Source organism: Nitrosomonas mobilis, assembly GCF_900103035.1.
In the GTDB taxonomy this organism is placed as follows: domain Bacteria; phylum Pseudomonadota; class Gammaproteobacteria; order Burkholderiales; family Nitrosomonadaceae; genus Nitrosomonas; species Nitrosomonas mobilis.
Genome location: NZ_FMWO01000044.1, coordinates 1 through 20,306, shown reverse-complemented (window position 1 = coordinate 20,306; position 20,306 = coordinate 1). Strand labels below are relative to the sequence as shown.

The following is a 20,306-nucleotide window of genomic DNA, read 5'->3' as shown; positions in this document are numbered from 1 at the left end:
TTGTAAGATGGTCATCGGATAAAAAATGATTAGACCGATAAGATGTTACAGGCTGCATGTTACAAAACCGCCTACAAAAATTAGACTGATTCCTACAAAAGGAATAGAAATTCTGACTAATTTTTCGAATTCTATGACAATAATCAGATAAGGTAAAGAGCTAAATTGTTGAATAAATTTTCTTTATCAACTTTTTGTTTGTCGAGAAAAACCCGGGTTGACTTGGCAGAATAGGAAGAATTACCCGAAAGGCATTCGGATTCCGGGTAGCCGGAATTTTCCTTGATCTGAGATTGGTTGTAGTGGGAAGGTGCAAATATGTTTAATCAACCTCAAGGATTTTCTGAATCAATCATGATTTTCTATGACAAAGGAGTTGTCATCTGTTCAATAACATTCTGGTAGTATGCGTGGGTAATATTTGCCGCAGCCCGATGGCGGAGGGGTTGCTCAGACAGGCTATGAACGATGCCGGTAAAGTTGATCGCTTTGTCGGATCAGCTGGTTTGAATGCGCTGGTTGGCCACCAGGCTGATCCCAGTGCTTGTCAGTTGATGGCGAGCAGGCAAATAGATATTTCCGCACATCGTGCATGCCAGATCAATAGTGTGATGATTCGTGCTGCTGATCTTGTTCTGGTGATGGAGTCGGCACACAAAATAGCAATCGAAGGAAAAGAGCCGAGCGCGAGGGGAAAAGTGTTCCGCTTGGGCGAATGGGGGAAATTCAATATTCCAGATCCTTACCAACAGGATCTAGCGGCTTTCGAGTATTCTCTGATGTTGATTGAACGCGGGGTATCCGATTGGGTGGTGAGACTCTAAGGTTTTGTTAACTGGCCTGGTAATATTAAAAAATAACACTCTTAATTATTTGTAGAAAATGATTTGGCTGGCGGCAATCAGTCCGGTACTTCTTTATGCTATTCCGGAGTATATATCGCATATATTCTGGCCTACACAAAAAAAGTAGCATGTAATCTGCTTCCAGTCTTTTTATTAATTATCAAAAATAACCATGCGTCTGAGAAACATATTTATTGTTTTTGCTGTTTCCGTGCTTACTGCTTGCACTATTATCCCGGGACAGCACATGAGTCCTTTTTCCCGGCAATCGAGTGTGGAGATGCCAGTCGCAGAGGACAACGAGGCGGTATTGAAGAAGCTGGATATCAAAACAATTGATGCAAAACTGATTGTCGAGCTGGAACAGAATTTCGGTAATCGTAGCTTGAGCCCTGATAATGTGGCCAATCATTATTTCAATTACCGTATTGGCGCTAAAACTATTAAAGGCGTGCCGGTCGAGGACGAACCTTATAGCCAATATCGGGTCGGTCCGCGGGACATACTGAATATTACAGTTTGGGATCATCCCGAGCTGACCACGCCAGCGGGACAATTTCGCTCTGCTGAAACGGCCGGTAGTGTCGTGGGAGAAGATGGCAATTTTTTCTACCCTTATGTTGGTGTGATTCAGGCAGCCGGGAGGACCGTTGAGGAAATTCGTGATGAATTGTCCAGAAAGCTTTCAAAATACATTGAGAACGTACAACTCGATGTGCGAGTAGCGGCTTATCGGAGCCAACGCGTTTATGTGGTCGGTGAAGTGGCTGAACCCGGCATTCAGCTGGTGCAGGATATTCCTTTGACGGTGTTGGAGGCGATCAACAACGCAGGTGGCGTTAAATTTGAGGCTGACCAACGCAATATTACCCTTACGCGCAATGATAAAACCTATAGCATCAATCTGCTGAGTTTGTATGAGGGAGGGGATATCTCACAAAACGTGCTGCTGCAGCATGGAGATGTGCTGAATGTGCCGGATAGCTCATTTAACAAGGTATTTGTGCTGGGAGAAACCAATTTTCGCATTCAGGGTGGCCTTGGGGTTGGGAGATCGCGTAGCATCGTGATGAACAAAGGGCGTATGACATTGACTGAGGCATTGGCCGATGGTGGAGGATTTGATCAGGAAACTTCCGACCCCGCCAGAATTTTTGTTTTCAGAGGCGGGTTGGGAAAACCTGAAATTTACCATTTGAACGCTAGATCGCCGGATGCATTGCTATTGGCAGATCGGTTCCCCTTGCAGCCGCGCGATGTCATTTATGTCGATCGTGCCGAAGGTATACGCTGGAACCAGATTATTTCCCAGATTCAGCCAACGGTTAATCTGCTGAATTCTTTTGATGGTGTCTTGAGAGTGCAGCCGTTACAGCAGCAGGGCAGATAGTTGGTTTTTCAAAGACATCGCTTTTCTTATATCAATTACTCATAGTTTCTGATGCCCAATAATTCTGATTCTCAAGTAAAGCCTTCTTTCGATTATTTACGTAACGAGCATGAAGATGAAATCAATCTAAGTGAGTTATTTGGCATATTGCTTGAGGGTAAATGGTTAATCCTGGTGATTGCGTTGTGTGTTCTGGGGCTGGGTGTTGCCAAGGTTTTGATTGATTTGCCGGTTTATCAAGCGGATGGTTTGCTGCAGATCAAGGAAAATTCAAAACCAATGCCAGGATTGGAGTCGTTGACCGGGTTTCTGGATAACGATACACCTGTCATGGCGGAGATTGAGCTGCTTAAGTCGAGGATGATCCTGGGAAAAGTTATCGAGAATCTTCATCTCAATATCGATGCTTATCCGAGCTATTTCCCGCTGGTGGGCAGGGTGGTTGCCAGATATTTGGCAAACCAGAATGAGAATGCCCTTGCCAGTCCGTTATTTGATCTGTCGCACTATGCCTGGGGAGGGGAAGTTATTCAGGTGGATACCTTTACCGTACCTGCTTATCTGGAAGATGAAATCTTCATATTGCAGGCTGGTGAAGCTGGCACCTTCAAATTGCTGCATGATGATCAATTAATTCTGGACGGAGAGGTTGGCAAACCGGCAAGCGGCATGTTGAAAGGGCATGAACAGCACGTTTCCATCTTTATTCCAATATTAAAATCCCGGCCCGGTACACACTTTATTGTTAAGCGCGTATCTCAAAATCAAGCGCTCAAAAATCTCAGGGAAAGCATCACGATTGCCGAGAAGGGAAAAGGTACCGGCATACTGTCACTGACCGTTGAGTCTTTTTCACCACAAGCTGCTGTACAAATACTCAATGAGATAGCTAATATTTATTTGCAGCAGAATGTCGAAGAAAAATCGGCCGAGTCACAAAAAACCCTCGCATTTCTTGAGCAGCAGCTTCCTGCCATCAAGGAACAGCTGGATACCGCAACCAACGCCTTGAACGAGTTTAGAACGCGCAAAGGATCGGTTGATCTGGATATCGAAACGAGTAACATGCTAGGAAGTACTGTTACGCTGAAAACCGAAACAACCCTGCTGCAACAGAAACGGGATGAATTAAGGCAACGTTTTACCGAATCACATCCGCAGATTATTGCGATTGACAAGCAGATTGCGCGACTACAAGGGCAAATGAATGCTTTTGATCGACAGATTGGCAGTTTGCCTGAAACGCAACAGATCATTCTCAGGCTGTCAAGAGACGTGCAGGTCAACACGGAGCTTTATACAACGATGTTGAACAGCATGCAAACATTACGTGTGGCAAAGGCGGGTACGATAGGCAACGTCAGAATTGTCGATTACGCCGTTTTACCGACTGAACCGATCAAGCCCAGAAGAATATTGATTATGGCCATCGCGCTCATTTTGGGATTGATGCTGGGCATTATCACGGTATTCGTTCGAAGAATGCTGCACCAGGGAATAGAAGATCCCGATTTGATCGAGAAGCTGCTCAATACGCCTGTTTACGCGACAGTTCCACATAGCAGAGATCAGCAGGAGAATAGCAAACGGCTTAACACAAAACATTCATCCAGTTATCTCCAGCCAGCTATTCTGGCGTTGACGAACAAAGAAGATTTGGCAATCGAAAGTTTGCGCAGTTTACGTACCACGCTACACTTTGCCTTTCTGGAAGCAAAAAACAATATCATCATGATTACCGGTCCCAGTCCGGCTATTGGCAAATCCTTTATTTCCGTTAATCTTGCTGTCGTTATGGCGGAGGCAGGCAAAAAAATATTGTTGATCGACGGCGATATGCGCAAGGGAAGCGCTCATCAGATGATTGGAACCAGCAGAGAAAATGGTTTATCCGAGTTGATAATGGGTGCGATTGGAATGGAAACCGCTATTCTTAAAACAGTCCATCCGAACTTGGATTTTATCCCGGCTGGCGCGATTCCTCCCAACCCATCGGAATTATTGCTGCACGAACGTTTTGATCTGCTACTGAAAAACATCAGTCAGCATTACGATCTTGTCATTATTGATTCTCCGCCTGTCCTCGCTGTGACTGATGCCGCTATTATCGGTCGCCTGGCCAGTGCAACGTTGATGGTTGTCAAGGCTGGTCAACACCCGGCCCGTGAACTGGAGCAGAGTGCGAAAAGACTATTACAGGCTGGGGTCAATCTGAAGGGCATTGTCTTTAACGACTTGCCTGAATCATCTTCTCGCGCTGGTTACGGTAATTATGTATATCAATATACGTATAAAAGCGGAAAATGAAGTGGGCTTGATGAGGGGTTGTTGGCTAGCAAAACGTCGCTGCTTGCCTGTAGGTGTCACTATGAATCAGCCTTAGCCTTTGCAGACTGAGATAACTCAATCGAATCATGCATTACTTCCAGTAGCAATATCCGCTGACTGGGGTGGCGTCTTTCAAAAAAACGCCTTTCTGCTGGATTCTTACCAGCATGCAATCTTCGCTCATTTTTGCTGCTGCGATCAATAAATTGCCGGACTAGAATGCCATATTCTGCCATCATCTGCTGTTCCATCCGTGCGATGTATCGCTTGATATCTTCCTCGGCGATATCTTCTTCACCTGTCAAGCGAATATTGATGACTACAGCATAGCTAAGGGTATTGCTTTGTGTCTGCCGCTCAAAAACATGTACCCACGAATCCAGGCCCGGGCCAAGTATTTTACAAGCTTTTTTTACCAGTTCTTCTGCTTCCCTGGCAGAGTAACTGCCGAGGAATAAGTCTTGACATTTAACCGGCGCCAATCCAAGGAAAGTATGAAAATGACGTAGCAGTGATATAAAGAACCATGGTCGCGACGTCAGATAGTAGTACGCAAAATAAACCAGCAAAAAGCTGGTAAACATGATGAACTCAGGTAACTGAAGCAACAAACCTGCCAATCCTATGGTGCCAAGTAGTAATTGCAGCGATCCTATGACAAAAACGGCATCTTCAACTCTAAAACCAGCGTTCAATAAAATATGATGCAAATGATTGTTATCCGCAGCAAAAGGAGACTCCTTACGTCTGATGCGACGCAGCATAACGCTTGCGGTATCCATTAGAGGCACAGAGAACAACCACAAGGCCGTAACGGGAGTCATTACCTGGTTAGCTCCTTGTGATAAATCAATCAACAACCAGGAGAAGATAAATCCAAGCAGCATACTCCCGTTATCCCCTAGAAAAACACGTGCACGCCGTTGTGAAGAATAGCGAAGATTAAAATATAGAAAACCGATTAAACCACCAGCAAGCAGGGTAACGAGCGTCAAATTTGCTGCATCACCTGCAATTAAGACCAGAAAACCAATCAGCGTCAAACTGATTAACGATACCACGCCCGAAAGGCCATCGATACCATCAATCATATTCAAGGCATTGATCACCCCAAGAGTGGCAAAGATGGTGAAGGGAATCTCAAACCAGCCGAGTGAGACAGTAAAAGCACTAGAAAATAACATGCCAAGATTGCTCAACACGACTCCTCCCGCCAGAATCATGATCAATGCAGCTATGCTTTGAATAACCAATCGGATTTTGTGGCCGAGACGAATTAAATCATCCACGAAACCTGTAATGAAAATGATGGTGCTACATATTCCCAAAACAAGCCATTTCAATCCTTGATCAGGATGATCGATGCCTATGGTTATCAGAGAAATCAATAAAACCGTAAATATGCCAACACCCCCAACAAAAGGCGTGCTCATGTCATGCTGTTTATGTCCCCCGGGCTGATCGGCGATCTTGAATTTCAATGCAAGTATCATGGCTCTGTGTATCGCGGCGACCGCAAGCAACATACTCAGTATAAATAAAAAAATAATATGTGTCATAGGGAATTGAGCTCTTATCACCAGGGATTGTCATAACCGCAGCAGGCGCCGATAGATGGTAGAGTATTACTCTATTCGATTATTTCCGTTGCCTTCATTTTGTGCGGGAGGTGTTTCAGATTCAGATTCAGATTCAGATTCAGATTCAGGCGTGACATCGTCTTCGTAATGGAAAATATCCTTATAGCTGATGTAAACAGAGGCAAATGCAATGGGAAACAACAGAATAAAACCCAGTCCATACGGTATGGCTGCCAGGACAGCTAGTATCATCAGCACGATGAAATAAAGCTGAAAAGCGAACAGATTTTTCAGGCACGCAAAAAAGCTGATGCGCATGGCGAGGACAGGAGGTATTTTTTCGAACATGACTAACATGGGTGCAAACCAGACTGCCATCATCAGCGGGATTGCCAGCAATAAAGAAAACAGAATGGCAGACAAGGCATCATCCATGATGGCGGCCAGCTCGTTTTCCTGAAAGCGCTTGCCATATAACCACATATCAACCAGTGCATCGCCACCCATTAACATGAAAAAACCGATAATCAGGACATCGCCGATCAGATAAATGCCACCAACGGTGATCAGTGCAACGGTATTCTGCCTGAATCCGATGAATAGGTATTCGAGCTCCAGTTTGTTATTAAGATCCAGTTGTCTCAACGCGACCATGATGCCGGCGATAAAAGCTGGCAGCGTCAGCGTGCCAATGAAACTACCGAGTAACGGAACCAGTCCCAGAGTCGCGCCAATCAGCAGATAAGTGAAACACAGCAATATCAGGTTAAGCGGGGCTTCGCGGAAAAAATAAAACCCGCTCACAATCCATTGCAGTCCTCGCATAGTGCGGACATGTCGAGCTTCCATTTAATTTAGTTCTCCTTGGGTTTGTTGCAAACTGACTTGCCAGTATTCGGATAACCAGCAAGACAAATAAAAATGATTGTGTTTTATTCTGTTTCTGTCTGACTTGAAGTGACTGTCATAGTTGTGCTCAGGAGTGAGGAATTGTTAGCTTCTCTGGGTTGACTATGTGATGCGTCAGAATTTTTCTGAAATGTTCCGGGTCCTTCTGGTGAGTTAATTCACCGGGGCGTGGCAGATGAAAATCATAAAGCCGTGATAACCAGAATCGCAACGCCCCCGCGCGCAGCATCCCGGGCCAAGCCTGTTGCTCTTCAGTGTTCAGCGGACGCACATTATGATATGCCTGAATAAATGCTTTGGCGCATGCTTTGTCGAATATACATTCATCACGAAAACACCAGTCATTAATAGTTATGGCAAGATCATACAAGAGTGCATCATTGCAGGCAAAGTAGAAATCGATTATGCCGCCGATGCCGCCATCGACAAACAGAACGTTATCACGAAACAAATCCGCATGGATTACCCCATGAGGTAGTCTCTCGGTCTGTTGTTGTGTCTGGAAATGAATCTCGTCAATGAGTAGCTTCTGATCTGCAGGGCTGAGAAAAGGCAGGACTGCTTCAGCGGTAACACTTCGCCAGCGGGAGCCGCGTGGATTGGCATTTTGTAGTTGATACGACAGCCCTGCCAGATGCATTCTGGCCAACATTTCTCCGATTTGCGTGCAATGTTTCTCAGTCACATCGATGATTGACTTGCCAGATAAAAAAGTAACGATGCAGGCAGGCTTGTCATTCAACAGGCTCATTATGTCGTTATTGCGCATATTGACCGGTCTTGGGCAGGGAATTCCTCTGCTGGAAAGGTGTGCCATCAAATTAAGATAATATGGCAGCTCGGTCACGGCAATTTTTTCGAATAACGTCAGGATATATTTTCCCTGCGATGTTGTGACGGAGTAATTGGTGTTTTCGATGCCGGAAGTAATACCCTGTAATTCAACTAGCTTCCCGAGTGCGTAATTTTGCAGTAAAACTTCAAGTTGAGCTTTGGAAACCGGTGTAAAAACAGACATGAATAAAAAATTTAAGAAAATTGATTTTAAGCTGATAATTGGCGCTGGCGGCAGTTTCTATCTGGCCAGGTGGTCCTGTCAAGAACGCCAGAAACTAAGGGTAATATATAAATATCAGAAGCGATAAATTTCCCACATGGGCACACTGACACCGGATTCCATATTGCCACGGTGAGGAGGCTCGCTCGCTCGATTACGACTAAGCAGAAAATAAGGCCTGCCAACTTTGGGAATAACCTTGATCATATAGAGTTGCCCATTGACGCGATATTCTTCGACGGTTTCATCTTTTCCCTCAGTAATGGTAATTTCCGGCTCCAGCGAAGGGTCCAGTCCCATGTCGGGATAAGGTACTTCATCCTCGGCAGGTGGTTCGCTATATTCGGGCAATGGTACCAGTCCTTCAGGCTGCCGGCTGGATTGGGCGACCACCCCGGAAGCCGCCCAGAAAAGGCTGCTGACAATAACCGCAAAAATTAACCATTTCATGTTAGGCGCTCCTCAAAAAGATGGCTGGAAATTGGCATGCTGGGCACAATTTATAGATTGAGCTGAATTTCGCGTTCCGTGGCTGACGGTTCAAAGCCGGAAGTTTCATAATAACGGAATATGGCGTCAACGACCTGTGCAGGCTCATCAATGAGCTGAATGAGATTCATATCTTCTGCTGAAATGAGGTTTTCCTTGACCAGCGCCTGCTGAAACCAGTCTATTATGCCTTGCCAGAAATCCGTACAAACCAGAATGATGGGCATTTTTCGGGTTTTACCCGTTTGCACCAAAGTTAATGCTTCCATCAACTCATCCAGCGTGCCAAAACCACCGGGCATCACTACATACGCGGTCGCAAATTTGACAAACATGTATTTACGCGCAAAAAAATGGCGAAAAGTCTGGCTGATATCCTGATAGGTGTTGCGATGCTGTTCATGTGGTAGTTGAATGTTGAGTCCCACGCTGGGCGATTTTCCGAAATAGGCACCTTTGTTGGCTGCTTCCATGATGCCTGGGCCGCCACCAGAAATGACTGAAAACCCTGCATCTGACAATTGCCTCGCTATCGCCTCGGTTAATTTATAATAAGGGTGCTCGGGGGCGGTTCTTGCGCTGCCGAAGATGCTGACGGCTGGCTGGATGCATTCCAGTCTTTCTGTTCCTTCAACAAATTCCGCCATAATTCTAAATACACGCCATGATTCCCTGGATGACCACGGCCTTTCCAGTGGCAGAACGCTGGCAAGTTTGGTTTGCAAGCTCATAGAGGTCCTTTCTGATGAAAACGCTTTTGATGGTTGATGGCTCTTCTTACCTGTATCGGGCTTTTCATGCGTTACCGGATTTACGTAACCGCCTGAATGAACCCACTGGCGCAATTTATGGTGTGTTGAACATGCTGCGTCGCTTGCACAAGCAGTATCATGCTGATTATAGCGCGTGTGTGTTTGATGCAAAGGGTAAAACATTTCGCGATGCGATTTATCCGGAATATAAAGCACATCGCCCTGCCATGCCAGAAGATCTTGCCAGCCAGATTCCGCTTCTGCATGCGTGTATCCATGCAATGGGCTGGCCACTACTGATGGAGGATGGTGTTGAGGCAGACGATGTGATTGGCACGCTGGCACGGCGGGCTACCGATAGCCAGGTACAGTGTGTCATCTCCACCGGTGATAAGGATATCGCCCAACTGGTCAGCCCGGACATTCAGTTGATCAACACCATGAGCAATGAATTGCTGGATGAGGCCGGCGTTATCCATAAGTTTGGAGTCACGCCCTCACAGATCATTGACTTTCTGGCACTGGTAGGAGATAGCGCAGACAATATTCCGGGTGTCGAAAAAGTTGGCCCCAAAACAGCAGCAAAATGGCTGAAGAAATACGGCAACCTGGAAAAGCTAATTGCACATGCGCATGAAATCACCGGTCAGGTTGGCGAGAATCTACGCCGAAGCCTGGACTGGCTGGAAACAGCTAAAACACTCCTGACTATCAAATGTGATGTGCCGCTTGTACTCGACTGGCAGGATTTAGTTGCCCAGTCACCTGACACCAGTCAACTGGCCGCACTTTATGAGCGGCTGGAATTCAAAAGTTGGTTACGTGAGCTGACGCAAGGTCAGAGTACTAAGGCACCAGCACAGAATGCGTTGCAGGTTAAATACGCATCAGCTGATTCAGCCAGTAACGACTGCTCGTCCAATTACGAAACCATTCTGACCGAGTCGCAGCTCAATGACTGGTTAATGCGTTGTGAACGCGCCGAACTGGTCTCGCTGGATACGGAAACGACCAGTCTTGATCAAATGCAGGCACAGTTGGTGGGCTTGTCATTTTGCGTGGAAGCCGGGCACGCAGCTTACCTGCCATTGGCCCACACCTGCCCAGGTGTGCCGCAGCAATTGGACAGCAAATGGGTATTGGCACGCATGCAGCCCTGGTTGGAAAATCCGAGTAAATTTAAAATCGGGCAGAATCTGAAGTACGACAAGCATGTGCTTGCCAATTACGGCATTACGCTCAGGGGTGTCGCGCACGATACCCTGCTTCAGTCGTATGTGCTGGAATCTCATCTGTCGCATGATCTGGATAGCCTGGCGAAACGTCATCTGAATTACACCACTATCTCCTATGAAGAGTTGACCGGAAAGGGCGCGAAGCAGATTGGCTTTGCACAGGTGGCCATCGATCAGGCGACCAAGTATGCGGCCGAAGATGCTGATATTACCTTGCGCCTGCATCAATCCCTGTTTCCGCAGCTAGATAAGACCGCGCATCTCGCTGATATTTACCAGACAATTGAGTTACCACTGATAGATATCTTGTTTCAGATAGAACGTAACGGCGTATTGCTGGATGTTGACCAGCTACATGCCTACGGCAAGGAAGTGCTGCGGCAATTGGAAATTCTGGAGCAGCAGGCTCACGCCACCGCCGGGCAGGCATTCAACCTGAACTCAACTCAGCAAATTCAGGAAATTCTGTTTGGACAACTGAAATTGCCCGTCACTAAAAAGACACCCAAAGGTGCACCTTCCACAGATGAGAGTGTGCTTCAACAGTTGGCGCTGGACTACCCGCTACCCAGGATTTTGCTGGAATATCGCATGCTGGCCAAACTTAAATCGACTTATATCGATAAGCTGCCAAGAATGGTTAACCAGAATACAGGGCGGGTGCATACACATTATGCACAGGCAGTCGCGGTCACTGGTCGACTGGCCAGCAATGACCCCAATTTGCAGAATATTCCAATTAAAACCCCGGCAGGGCGCCGTATTCGTGAAGCATTTATCGCGCCAGAAGGCTGGTATATTATTTCTGCGGATTACTCACAGATCGAGCTCAGAATCATGGCACATATTTCTCAGGATAAAGGGTTACTGAAAGCCTTTACTGAAGGGCGGGACGTGCATCGCGTCACCGCTGCAGAAATATTTGGCATGCCGGTTGAACAAATCAGCCAGGAGCAGCGCCGTTATGCCAAGGTGATCAATTTTGGTCTGATTTATGGCATGTCAGAATTTGGCCTTGCAGCACAGTTAGGTATCGACCGCGCTGCCGCACGAAATTTCATCGAGCGCTACTTTATTCGTTATCCAGGGGTAGCTGATTATATGCAGCGCACACGTGAAATGGCGAAACAGAACGGATATGTTGAAACCGTGTTGGGACGCAGATTGCAACTATCAGATATCCGCAGTCCTCAGCACAACCGCCGCATGGGCGCAGAACGTGCTGCTATCAACGCACCGATGCAGGGTACAGCAGCTGATATCATTAAGCTTGCGATGATCGCAGTGCATAACTGGCTGGCGCAAACAGAGGCGCAGAGTAAGCTTATCATGCAGGTTCACGACGAATTGGTACTGGAAGTTCCCGAGAATGAATCAGCAACCGTCATGCAGCAACTTCCTGTCCTGATGGAAAATGTCATCAAGCTGGATGTCCCACTGGTAGTTCAGACAGGCCAGGGCAGGAATTGGGAGCGGGCACATTGATTCCGTTATTATTTAGAGAGCTGCAGCATTTTTTTTTGCTGTGTTCATAAAATTATCACCATAGCTCTTGATTTATGTTTGACATGTCTATACATTGAAGGTATTACAAAGCTTAATTTTTAAGGAGGGTGTTTAATAGAATGGACATTTTATTATTTGGCTTGATTGATTTGCCGTGGTGGGGATATATTATCGTCACTTTGGTATTGACACATATTACTATCGCCAGCATTACAATTTTTTTACATCGCCATCAGGCACATCGGGCACTGGAATTGCATCCTATTCCAAGCCATTTTTTCCGTTTCTGGTTATGGTTAACGTCGGGTATGGTTACCAAGGAATGGGCAGCAATTCATCGCAAGCACCATGCAAAATGCGAAACTGTAGACGATCCGCATAGTCCTGTAGTCTACGGCATAAAAAAAGTACTGGCTGAAGGTGCGGAACTTTACAAGATAGAGGCTAAAAATAAAGAGACCTTGGAGCGTTACGGTCACGGCACACCTGATGATTGGATGGAGCGGAATGTCTACACCAAACACAGCGCTGCCGGAATTGTTTTAATGCTTGTTATTAACGTTATGCTGTTCGGGCCAATCGGTCTGACTATATGGGCGGTGCAGATGATGTGGACGCCAGTAATGGCTGCGGGCATTATCAATGGAGTCGGTCACTTCTGGGGTTATCGCAACTTCCGATCGGAAGATGCCAGCCGTAATGTATCGCCATGGGGGATTCTGATCGGTGGTGAAGAGTTGCACAATAACCATCATGCCTACCCGACTTCGGCCAAATTATCCAACAAGTGGTTTGAGTTTGATATTGGCTGGATGTACATTCGTCTGATGGAAATGATTGGTTGGGCCAAGGTCAAAAAAATAGCTCCCAAGTTACAACTGGATAAAACTAAAACTGAGTGTGATTTTGCAACGTTGCAGGCGGTTATTTCACATCGCTACGAAGTGTTGGCCAACTACAGCAAATCAATCAGGGTTGCCTTTAAGAAGGAACTGGCGCATATACAAAATGCTGCGACAGCGCATGGTATTGACGGCGCGACTTTGAAGAACTGGGTGATGGCTGATGCTAAAACGTTGCAAGCAGATGAGCGTGATAAGTTATCTCAGGTGTTGAGTCAAACCCAAATGCTGGAGCAGCTTTATCGTATGCGGGAAGAGCTTTCCATGATTTGGGAGCGGTCTGCCGCTACTAAAGATGAGCTGCTCAAACAGTTAGAAGATTGGTGCCACCGGGCCGAAGCAAGTGGTAACGAGTTTCTTGAGCAGTTCTCACGCCGCTTACGCTGCTATGCATAACACTTGACGGCATGACAATAAAAAACCCGCGAAAGCGGGTTTTTTATTGAATCAATCAATTTATATTATTTTAATTTTGTTTCTTTATACGGCACATGTTTTCTTACCACGGGATCGTATTTCTTGAGTTCCAGTTTTTCTGGATTGGCTCGTTTGTTTTTAGTCGTGGTGTAAAAATGGCCGGTCCCTGCTGATGACTCCAACTTTATTTTCTCGCGCATAAAACGTCCCGCCTTTATCTCTAACTATAAAATCAATCGGTGATCAAATTCGCTCTCCGCGAGCGCGCATATCAGCCAAAACCGAATCAAGACCATTTTTGTCAATGGTGCGCAATGCGGCGTTGGTTAGTCGGATCCTAACCCAGCGGCTTTCACTTTCCACCCAGAAGCGACGCGATTGCAGGTTAGGCAAAAAGCGACGCTTCGATTTATTGTTGGCGTGAGAAACGTTGTGACCAGACATAGGTCGCTTACCTGTAACTTGACAAACTCGCGCCATTATTTTCCCCTTAAATCCAAAAATACTAAAGTTCGTGATTATAGCCTGAAAGCGCATTGCTTTTCAATGCAAATTAGCAGCCATGGGTTTTTTAACAGGGGAATTTAAAGTTGAGTGGTCATAAGTAAAATGCAATTTATAGTGTACTGCCGGCACTATCCATGCCTGTTCAAATTAACCCACGCTCGGCGAAGGAAACCACGTCTTCACTGCCAATGACAAAATGATCCAGCACACGAACATCCACCAGCGTCAACGCCTGTTTGAGGGATTGCGTCAGCATCTCATCGGCCTTGCTTGGTTCTGCTAAGCCGGAAGGGTGGTTATGTGCAAGAATGACGGCAGCTGCGTTATGGAATAATGCACGCTTGACGACTTCCCGAGGATAAACGCTTGCCTGAGTCAAGGTGCCGCGAAATAGCTCCTCGGTTGCTATCGTGCGGTGCTGCGCGTCCAGAAAAATCACGGCAAATATTTCGTGTGGCTTGGATCGCATGCTTAATCGCAGATAATCCTTGACGGACTGAGGCGAATCCATGATGGCACCCTGCTTGATCTGCTCGGCAAGCGCACGGCGAGCCATTTCCATGACGGCCTGGAGCTGAGCATATTTAGCTGGTCCCATGCCTGGCTGCTGACCAAAGGTGACTAGATCCGCCATACATAATTTTGTTAAACTGCCAAAATGTGCCAATAATTCTCGCGCCAACTCAACCGCATTTTTGCCGGCAATCCCTGTGCGCAGAAATATGGCAAGCAACTCTGCATCCGAGAGATGCGCTGCCCCTTTATGAATCAGTTTTTCGCGTGGTCGCTCTGCTTCAGGCCAATCGGTAATTGCCATATAAAATGGATCCTTTGAAAATGAATTTGCTGACAATGAGAAACGGCACTTTCTTTCGGAAATGTATGGGTAACGATAGAGAATGACGGAAACCTACACCCAATTTGGGAGAAAACGCGTGCTGCTGGGGATAACAGGCGGCATTGCAGCGTACAAATCAGCGGAGCTGGTGCGTCTGCTGGTTCAGGAGGGTGCCGATGTGCAGGTCGTCATGACCGAGTCTGCCCGCCATTTCATCGGCGAGGCAACCCTTCAAGGGTTATCGGGCAAAAAGGTCTTTACAGATATCTGGGATACTGCAATTCCGAACAACATGGCGCATATCGAGCTCTCTCGCAGCGTGGATGCCATTCTGGTCGCACCCGCAAGTGCAGATTTTATTGCCAAACTGGCACATGGTCTGGCTGACGATTTATTATCGACGCTTTGTTTAGCCAGAAATTGCCCGTTATGGGTTGCGCCGGCGATGAATCTGCAAATGTGGGAAAATCCAGCCACCGTGCGAAATTTGCAAACCTTGCGCCAGGACGGCATTGCTGTATTCGGACCGGATAGCGGTGCGCAAGCCTGTGGTGAAACTGGTGCTGGCCGCATGCTGGAGCCTGCGGCTCTGCTGGAGGCAATTCGAGCACAATTCTTGCCAAAATATCTAGATAGTCTAAATGGTAAGCGTGTATTGATCACGGCCGGGCCGACTTTCGAAGCAATTGATGCGGTGAGGGGACTTACCAACCGGAGCTCAGGAAAAATGGGGTTGGCCATGGCGCAGGCCGCGCTTGACGCTGGAGCGCAGGTAACATTGATTTGTGGACCAATTTGCTTGCCTTGCCCACCAGTAGATAAGCAGGTCAACGTAAGCAGTGCTGAAGAAATGTTTGCTGCTGTCAAAAACGAAATTGCAAATAATGATATTTTTATCAGTGTCGCGGCGGTGGCGGATTACCGTCCAGCCGAAACGTATCCGCACAAGTTGAAAAAAGAGGCAGAGGTGCTGACACTGACGCTAGTTCCCAACCCGGATATTCTGCGCTATGTGGCGAGCTTGCCTCACGCCCCGTTTTGTGTGGGATTTGCTGCTGAGACAGAACAGATTGAACAGTACGCCGAGTCAAAAAGAAGAGATAAAAAATTACCATTGATCGTCGCCAACGATGCGCGTTCAGCCATCGGTTCGGATGACAACGCCCTGATTCTAATCGATGACGATGGTATTCATCCGCTGTCAACAGCGGCAAAAACCGTGCAAGCTGCACGCGTTATGGCGCACATCGCCGAATTGTATGCCCGATATCCGTAACACCATCCGACCAGTCAATCCAAAAATGAAAACAATTGATTTTAAAATACTTGACGTACGCCTCAAGGACTTCCTGCCGGCGCATGCCACGCCGGGATCAGCGGGAATTGATCTTCGTGCGTGCCTTGAAGAAAGGATGTTGCTTCACCCCGGCGAAACCTGCCTCATTCCGGCAGGTATTGCGATCCATCTCGCTGATCCTGGTCTAGCGGCAATGATTCTGCCACGCTCCGGCCTCGGGCATAAACATGGCATCGTGCTCGGTAATCTTGTAGGGCTGATCGATTCAGACTATCAGGGAGAGATTCTGGTTTCCTGCTGGAACCGCGGGTATCATGTATTCGAGCTCAATCCGCTGGAACGAATTGCGCAACTCGTCATCGTGCCGGTCATTCAGGCACACTTCAATCGTGTTGAAACATTCAGCCCAAGCGAACGCGGCTCGGGTGGCTTTGGCAGTACGGGAAAATGCTGAAAGAAAAAATTTTTCTTGCGGTACTGATAGCGGGGCTGGGGCAGGTCACTCTGGCTGATAACAAATTGCTGCCTATCATCGACCTGAATATATCCGGTCAAGCTATTTTGGCAGAAGTCGCCGCCACACCTGCCACTCTTGCTACCGGATTGATGTACCGTCAGCACTTAATTGAAAATAGCGGCATGTTGTTCGTTTTTCCAGAAGCTGGCATCCATGTCATGTGGATGAAAAATACATGGATTCCCCTCAGCGTCGCATTCATTGATGCCGAGGGTATCATCATCAACATTGCCGATATGGAGCCAAATACACTCAAACAACATCATTCGGCAAAGACAGCCAGCTTTGCGCTGGAAATGAATCAGGGCTGGTTTGCTAAATACGCCATCCAGACAGGCGATCAGGTTCGGGGACTCGAAGGTATAGAAAATGCCAGCTGGCCGTAGCGGTTCTAACGCATTTGTGGAAACATCCCCTTGACTGCGCGCATCATTTTTGACATACCACCCTTGTTCATCATTTTCATCATCTTGCGTGTTTGTTCAAACTGGGCAAGCAGCCGATTGATTTCCTGTACCGAGACGCCGGAGCCTGCGGCGATGCGGCGTTTGCGCGACGCTTTCAGAAGTTCCGGTTTGGCTCTTTCCTGCGGCGTCATGGAATTGATGATGCCTTCACTGCGATTGATAATTTTTTCATCGACGTTCATGTTTTGTGCTGCCTGCGTAAGCTGGTGTGGCATTTTTTCGAGCATGGCATTCATACCGCCCATTTTTTTCATTTGCTGGAATTGCTGCGCGAAATCATTAAGATCGAAACCCTTGCCGGATTTCATTTTTTTCATCAAGCGTTCGGCTTCTTTCTGATCCGAGGCACGTTGTGCATCCTCAATCAGGCCCAGCACATCACCCATTCCCAGAATACGGGAAGCCATGCGTTCCGGATAAAATGGCTCCAGTCCATCCAGTTTTTCGGCGATACCGGCAAACTTGATCGGTTTGCCGGTGATGTGCCTGACCGAAAGTGCTGCACCACCGCGCGCATCACCATCGAGTTTGGTGAGAATGACGCCGGTCAAAGGCAGTGCATCGGCAAATGCTTTGGCGGTATTGACCGCATCCTGACCTTGCATTGCGTCTACGACGAACAAGGTTTCAACCGGTTTTAGCAGACGTTCCAGCTCGCTTATTTCCTGCATCATGGCTTCATCGATACCCAGTCGCCCGGCAGTATCGACGATCACCACATCCAGATGGTGTTTGCGCGCGTAATCCATTGCTGCGCTGCAGATTTCCGCGGGTCGTTGGTCAGTCTGCGATGGAAAAAATTCTGCGCCAGTCTGCCTGGCGAGCAGTTCCAATTGCTCAATTGCAGCGGGACGGTAAATATCACAAGACACCAGCATCACTTTTTTCTTTTTCTGTGCCATCAGCCATTTGGCAAGCTTGCCGCTACTGGTGGTTTTACCTGCACCTTGCAAACCTGCCATCAGGATGACGGCAGGTGGTGTCACGTTGAGATTAAGTTCGTTTTTTTCGCCACCCATGATGGCGATCAGCTCCTGATGCACGATACCAATCAAAGCTTGCCCGGGAGACAGGCTATCCAGCACTTCATGGCCGATCGCCCGCTGCCTGATTTGTTCAATGAACACCTTGATGACCGGTAACGCCACGTCGGCCTCCAGCAGCGCCATGCGAACCTCACGCAGCGCATCCTGAATATTGCTCTCAGTCAGACGCGCCTCTCCGCGTAAGGTTTTCATCACGCCTGATAGGCGTTCGGTTAAATTGTCAAACATAGTAGCTCCTGGTTAAAATTTGGCTAATCTGCATTAAACGTTGAAAGTACATTTTTGTCTAATAAACTGGAATATTAAGACTGAGTCATAGTCATGAAAGTCTCCAATTTCTACAAGTGGTTGCAAAAAATATCACAACTTAGTTCTACTTTGTCAGATTCAATTGATTCCATATAAGGCGTCAAGTTGATATATATACTCACTTAAAATCTTAAAATCTTCAAATTTTGGCACTCGAGCGTAATCGAAAATCTGAAAACTATCGGTCAACAAGGAGCGTAGCGCATCCTTGTAGCTGCTCGGAAGCAGCAAAAAATCATCGCAAACTCGCTTGAACATGGCAAAGGTTCCGTAGTATCTGCCATACAGAATTTCTTTTTTGAAGAGTCGCTAATAGTGTTCAATCAGGTTCGGGTTGAGTGTATAGGGTGGCAGGAAGATCGATTCGATTTTTGAATCTGCCAAGTATTCATTTTCAGGAGCTTTTAGAAGCACTTGGTGCGTATTTATCTTCATTTTCATCATTTATTGTATCCTCGATGCGACAGCAATATTTTACGGCTATCTGCATGGACTGTTTCAGCCTGAACGGGCGAATATGTTGCGTATGGGAGAGGTGAGCGAAATTGATCACCAGACTATGCAATCATGCTGACATCAAGTGAATTGACTGGAATAGATTTGGCGAGCAGATTACGCGCGTGAAACGGACGCACTGCTGACTGGCTTGGAAGCCATTCTGATCCTTGGTGAGAGTGATTTTATCAGGAAGGAAGAAGCTTCAGCGGGAGTTGCCCGGCAATGGAAATGGGCGGCTGGGTAAGGTGGACAATTGCCAGGGGGGATGTATTTCCGACATTGGATTCGTGATTCGGCACTTGAACCCAATATACATTTTCAGCACATACAGATGCAGCATGTAGAAAAACATAGGTGCGCCACCAAAAAATGCAAGATGGCGTGGCGGTAAATGTTGCTGCATGCATTCAAACAGCGTTAGCAGCAGTATCCAGCTTGCTCATTCACCACATTTGAAATCCTGATTAGTTACCTGTCTCAGAAATTCTCAATATACCGATCGGAAGAGGTTCTGTCGTTGCGGCGGCGCGCAGCAATCGCGGCACCATGGCAGCCAAATCAAAACGGCGATTGAAGCGATAGGAGAATTCTGCAAGATAGCGCTGTGCATACTTGGCGTGATTGAATGCATGGTAGGTTCCGCTGAAGGCAGTCTTGAGATTGCCAAGAAGCGTATTGACCCAGCGAAACTCGGCACGCTGCACAGCAGATTTGCCACTTCCCACAATATGGCGCTCATGCTGCGCGGCTGTATGCGTAACCGCCCCGAAACACCCCAAACCATCAGATACGACTCGTGCAGTAGATGACAGACATTCAGCCGACCACTGTTTGAGCGCTTCATATGTAAAACCCGCTACGGGGGTCAAGCGTATATAAAGTGGCTTCCCCTCGCTGTTTGTTTGTATTGCCGCTACAAATGGCGTCTTACTTGCCGCGCCCCGCCCGCGCTTTCCCGGCCTTTCACCTCCCAGATAAGCATCGTCAACCTCCACGCGTCCATCCAGACGGCGTTGCTCTTCGCGCAGCAGCATGGTCTGTAACAGCTTATGCTTGATCGACCATGCCGTTTTGTAACTTACCCCCAGCTGACGTTTGAGTTCCAATGCACTGACCGCATTCTTGCTTTGCGTCATCAAGTAAATGGCCAGAAACCAGGTTCTTAGCGGTAATTTAGTATTTTCAAACACGGTGCCGACAATTGAAGAACATTGGTAGCCACAATCCAGGCATTCCCATAGCTTGCGGCCGTTATGGGTACAGGAATATCGCTCCCCATCGCAGCGCAGGCATCTCCAGCCATGTGGCCACCTCGCAGCAAACAATGCTGCTTCACATTGTGCTTCCGTGCCATATTGATGCAGAAATTCATGCAGTGACAGGCCTGCCTGAAACTGAATTTTATTCATCGCCATTG

At 47.2% G+C, this 20,306-nt stretch carries 18 protein-coding genes; 8 read left to right on the top strand and 10 right to left on the bottom strand.

Annotated features, from left to right (window positions below; translation table 11 throughout):
* The first annotated feature begins 383 nt into the window (after positions 1-383).
* The 3 genes from NSMM_RS05350 (at position 384) to NSMM_RS05340 (ending at position 4,542) form a co-directional block, all read left to right on the top strand.
* A complete protein-coding gene (locus NSMM_RS05350; protein ID WP_090285357.1) occupies positions 384-824 on the top strand; it encodes an arsenate reductase/protein-tyrosine-phosphatase family protein in 441 nt (146 codons plus the stop codon).
* Between the two features lie 193 nt (positions 825-1,017).
* A complete protein-coding gene (locus NSMM_RS05345) occupies positions 1,018-2,235 on the top strand; it encodes a polysaccharide biosynthesis/export family protein (protein WP_090285354.1) in 1,218 nt (405 codons plus the stop codon).
* Between the two features lie 51 nt (positions 2,236-2,286).
* On the top strand, positions 2,287-4,542 hold the full coding sequence (locus NSMM_RS05340) for a polysaccharide biosynthesis tyrosine autokinase (RefSeq protein ID WP_090285352.1): 2,256 nt from the start codon (positions 2,287-2,289) through the stop codon (positions 4,540-4,542).
* Positions 4,543-4,601: 59 nt separating this feature from the next.
* Here the strand turns inward: NSMM_RS05340 and NSMM_RS05335 are convergent, their stop codons facing one another.
* From NSMM_RS05335 to NSMM_RS05315, 5 genes are all read right to left on the bottom strand, one after another.
* Positions 4,602-6,089 (bottom strand): MraY family glycosyltransferase, encoded by a 1,488-nt coding sequence (locus tag NSMM_RS05335; protein ID WP_218121020.1) that lies wholly within the window; start codon positions 6,087-6,089, stop codon positions 4,602-4,604.
* 99 nt (positions 6,090-6,188) lie between these two features.
* A complete protein-coding gene (locus NSMM_RS05330; RefSeq protein ID WP_090285347.1) occupies positions 6,189-6,992 on the bottom strand; it encodes a BPSS1780 family membrane protein in 804 nt (267 codons plus the stop codon).
* Positions 6,993-7,119: 127 nt separating this feature from the next.
* Positions 7,120-8,070: a homoserine kinase gene (locus NSMM_RS05325; protein ID WP_090285345.1), complete on the bottom strand. Its 951-nt coding sequence runs from the start codon at positions 8,068-8,070 to the stop codon at positions 7,120-7,122.
* 114 nt (positions 8,071-8,184) lie between these two features.
* Complete coding sequence (locus NSMM_RS05320) at positions 8,185-8,559, bottom strand: DUF2782 domain-containing protein (RefSeq protein WP_090285343.1); 375 nt, start codon at positions 8,557-8,559, stop codon at positions 8,185-8,187.
* Positions 8,560-8,609: 50 nt separating this feature from the next.
* On the bottom strand, positions 8,610-9,329 hold the full coding sequence (locus NSMM_RS05315; protein ID WP_090285341.1) for an LOG family protein: 720 nt from the start codon (positions 9,327-9,329) through the stop codon (positions 8,610-8,612).
* Between the two features lie 14 nt (positions 9,330-9,343).
* Between NSMM_RS05315 and polA the strand changes: the two genes are divergently transcribed.
* A complete protein-coding gene (polA, locus tag NSMM_RS05310; RefSeq protein ID WP_090285339.1) occupies positions 9,344-12,070 on the top strand; it encodes a DNA polymerase I in 2,727 nt (908 codons plus the stop codon).
* Positions 12,071-12,210: 140 nt separating this feature from the next.
* A complete protein-coding gene (locus NSMM_RS05305; RefSeq protein ID WP_090285337.1) occupies positions 12,211-13,389 on the top strand; it encodes a DesA family fatty acid desaturase in 1,179 nt (392 codons plus the stop codon).
* Positions 13,390-13,454: 65 nt separating this feature from the next.
* Here the strand turns inward: NSMM_RS05305 and rpmG are convergent, their stop codons facing one another.
* From rpmG to radC, 3 genes are all read right to left on the bottom strand, one after another.
* Positions 13,455-13,610: a 50S ribosomal protein L33 gene (gene rpmG, locus NSMM_RS05300; RefSeq protein ID WP_090285335.1), complete on the bottom strand. Its 156-nt coding sequence runs from the start codon at positions 13,608-13,610 to the stop codon at positions 13,455-13,457.
* Positions 13,611-13,653: 43 nt separating this feature from the next.
* Positions 13,654-13,890, bottom strand: a complete 237-nt coding sequence (rpmB, locus tag NSMM_RS05295) for a 50S ribosomal protein L28 (protein WP_090285569.1) — start codon at positions 13,888-13,890, stop codon at positions 13,654-13,656.
* Between the two features lie 169 nt (positions 13,891-14,059).
* Positions 14,060-14,734, bottom strand: a complete 675-nt coding sequence (gene radC / locus NSMM_RS05290; RefSeq protein ID WP_090285333.1) for a RadC family protein — start codon at positions 14,732-14,734, stop codon at positions 14,060-14,062.
* Positions 14,735-14,816: 82 nt separating this feature from the next.
* Between radC and coaBC the strand changes: the two genes are divergently transcribed.
* From coaBC to NSMM_RS05275, 3 genes are read left to right on the top strand one after another with little or no spacing between them, the layout of a single operon-like run.
* On the top strand, positions 14,817-16,031 hold the full coding sequence (gene coaBC, locus NSMM_RS05285; protein ID WP_090285331.1) for a bifunctional phosphopantothenoylcysteine decarboxylase/phosphopantothenate--cysteine ligase CoaBC: 1,215 nt from the start codon (positions 14,817-14,819) through the stop codon (positions 16,029-16,031).
* 25 nt (positions 16,032-16,056) lie between these two features.
* On the top strand, positions 16,057-16,506 hold the full coding sequence (dut, locus tag NSMM_RS05280) for a dUTP diphosphatase (protein ID WP_090285567.1): 450 nt from the start codon (positions 16,057-16,059) through the stop codon (positions 16,504-16,506).
* Positions 16,500-16,955 carry a DUF192 domain-containing protein gene (locus tag NSMM_RS05275; protein ID WP_090285329.1) on the top strand — a complete coding sequence of 152 codons (456 nt, stop codon included), beginning with the start codon at positions 16,500-16,502 and terminating at the stop codon, positions 16,953-16,955. Before dut ends, NSMM_RS05275 begins: the two co-directional genes overlap by 7 nt.
* Positions 16,956-16,960: 5 nt before the next feature.
* On the opposite strand, the gene ffh is transcribed toward NSMM_RS05275, so the two are convergent.
* Together ffh and NSMM_RS05255 are read right to left on the bottom strand one after the other, a co-directional pair.
* On the bottom strand, positions 16,961-18,310 hold the full coding sequence (gene ffh, locus NSMM_RS05270) for a signal recognition particle protein (RefSeq protein WP_090285327.1): 1,350 nt from the start codon (positions 18,308-18,310) through the stop codon (positions 16,961-16,963).
* A gap of 1,043 nt (positions 18,311-19,353) precedes the next feature.
* Positions 19,354-20,304, bottom strand: coding sequence for an IS1595 family transposase (locus tag NSMM_RS05255; protein ID WP_090283515.1), 951 nt, complete (start codon positions 20,302-20,304; stop codon positions 19,354-19,356).
* Positions 20,305-20,306 lie beyond the last annotated feature (2 nt).

Excerpts from the sequence above, each read along its gene's own strand:
- NSMM_RS05345 (WP_090285354.1), top strand. The coding sequence starts at position 1,018 with ATGCGTCTGAGAAACATATTTATTGTTTTTGCTGTTTCCGTGCTTACT.
- NSMM_RS05340 (WP_090285352.1), top strand. The coding sequence starts at position 2,287 with ATGCCCAATAATTCTGATTCTCAAGTAAAGCCTTCTTTCGATTATTTA.
- NSMM_RS05335 (WP_218121020.1), bottom strand. The coding sequence starts at position 6,089 with ATGTTGCTTGCGGTCGCCGCGATACACAGAGCCATGATACTTGCATTG.
- NSMM_RS05330 (WP_090285347.1), bottom strand. The coding sequence starts at position 6,992 with ATGGAAGCTCGACATGTCCGCACTATGCGAGGACTGCAATGGATTGTG.
- NSMM_RS05325 (WP_090285345.1), bottom strand. The coding sequence starts at position 8,070 with ATGTCTGTTTTTACACCGGTTTCCAAAGCTCAACTTGAAGTTTTACTG.
- NSMM_RS05320 (WP_090285343.1), bottom strand. The coding sequence starts at position 8,559 with ATGAAATGGTTAATTTTTGCGGTTATTGTCAGCAGCCTTTTCTGGGCG.
- NSMM_RS05315 (WP_090285341.1), bottom strand. The coding sequence starts at position 9,329 with ATGAGCTTGCAAACCAAACTTGCCAGCGTTCTGCCACTGGAAAGGCCG.
- polA (WP_090285339.1), top strand. The coding sequence starts at position 9,344 with ATGAAAACGCTTTTGATGGTTGATGGCTCTTCTTACCTGTATCGGGCT.
- NSMM_RS05305 (WP_090285337.1), top strand. The coding sequence starts at position 12,211 with ATGGACATTTTATTATTTGGCTTGATTGATTTGCCGTGGTGGGGATAT.
- rpmG (WP_090285335.1), bottom strand. The coding sequence starts at position 13,610 with ATGCGCGAGAAAATAAAGTTGGAGTCATCAGCAGGGACCGGCCATTTT.
- rpmB (WP_090285569.1), bottom strand. The coding sequence starts at position 13,890 with ATGGCGCGAGTTTGTCAAGTTACAGGTAAGCGACCTATGTCTGGTCAC.
- radC (WP_090285333.1), bottom strand. The coding sequence starts at position 14,734 with ATGGCAATTACCGATTGGCCTGAAGCAGAGCGACCACGCGAAAAACTG.
- coaBC (WP_090285331.1), top strand. The coding sequence starts at position 14,817 with ATGACGGAAACCTACACCCAATTTGGGAGAAAACGCGTGCTGCTGGGG.
- dut (WP_090285567.1), top strand. The coding sequence starts at position 16,057 with ATGAAAACAATTGATTTTAAAATACTTGACGTACGCCTCAAGGACTTC.
- NSMM_RS05275 (WP_090285329.1), top strand. The coding sequence starts at position 16,500 with ATGCTGAAAGAAAAAATTTTTCTTGCGGTACTGATAGCGGGGCTGGGG.
- ffh (WP_090285327.1), bottom strand. The coding sequence starts at position 18,310 with ATGTTTGACAATTTAACCGAACGCCTATCAGGCGTGATGAAAACCTTA.
- NSMM_RS05255 (WP_090283515.1), bottom strand. The coding sequence starts at position 20,304 with ATGGCGATGAATAAAATTCAGTTTCAGGCAGGCCTGTCACTGCATGAA.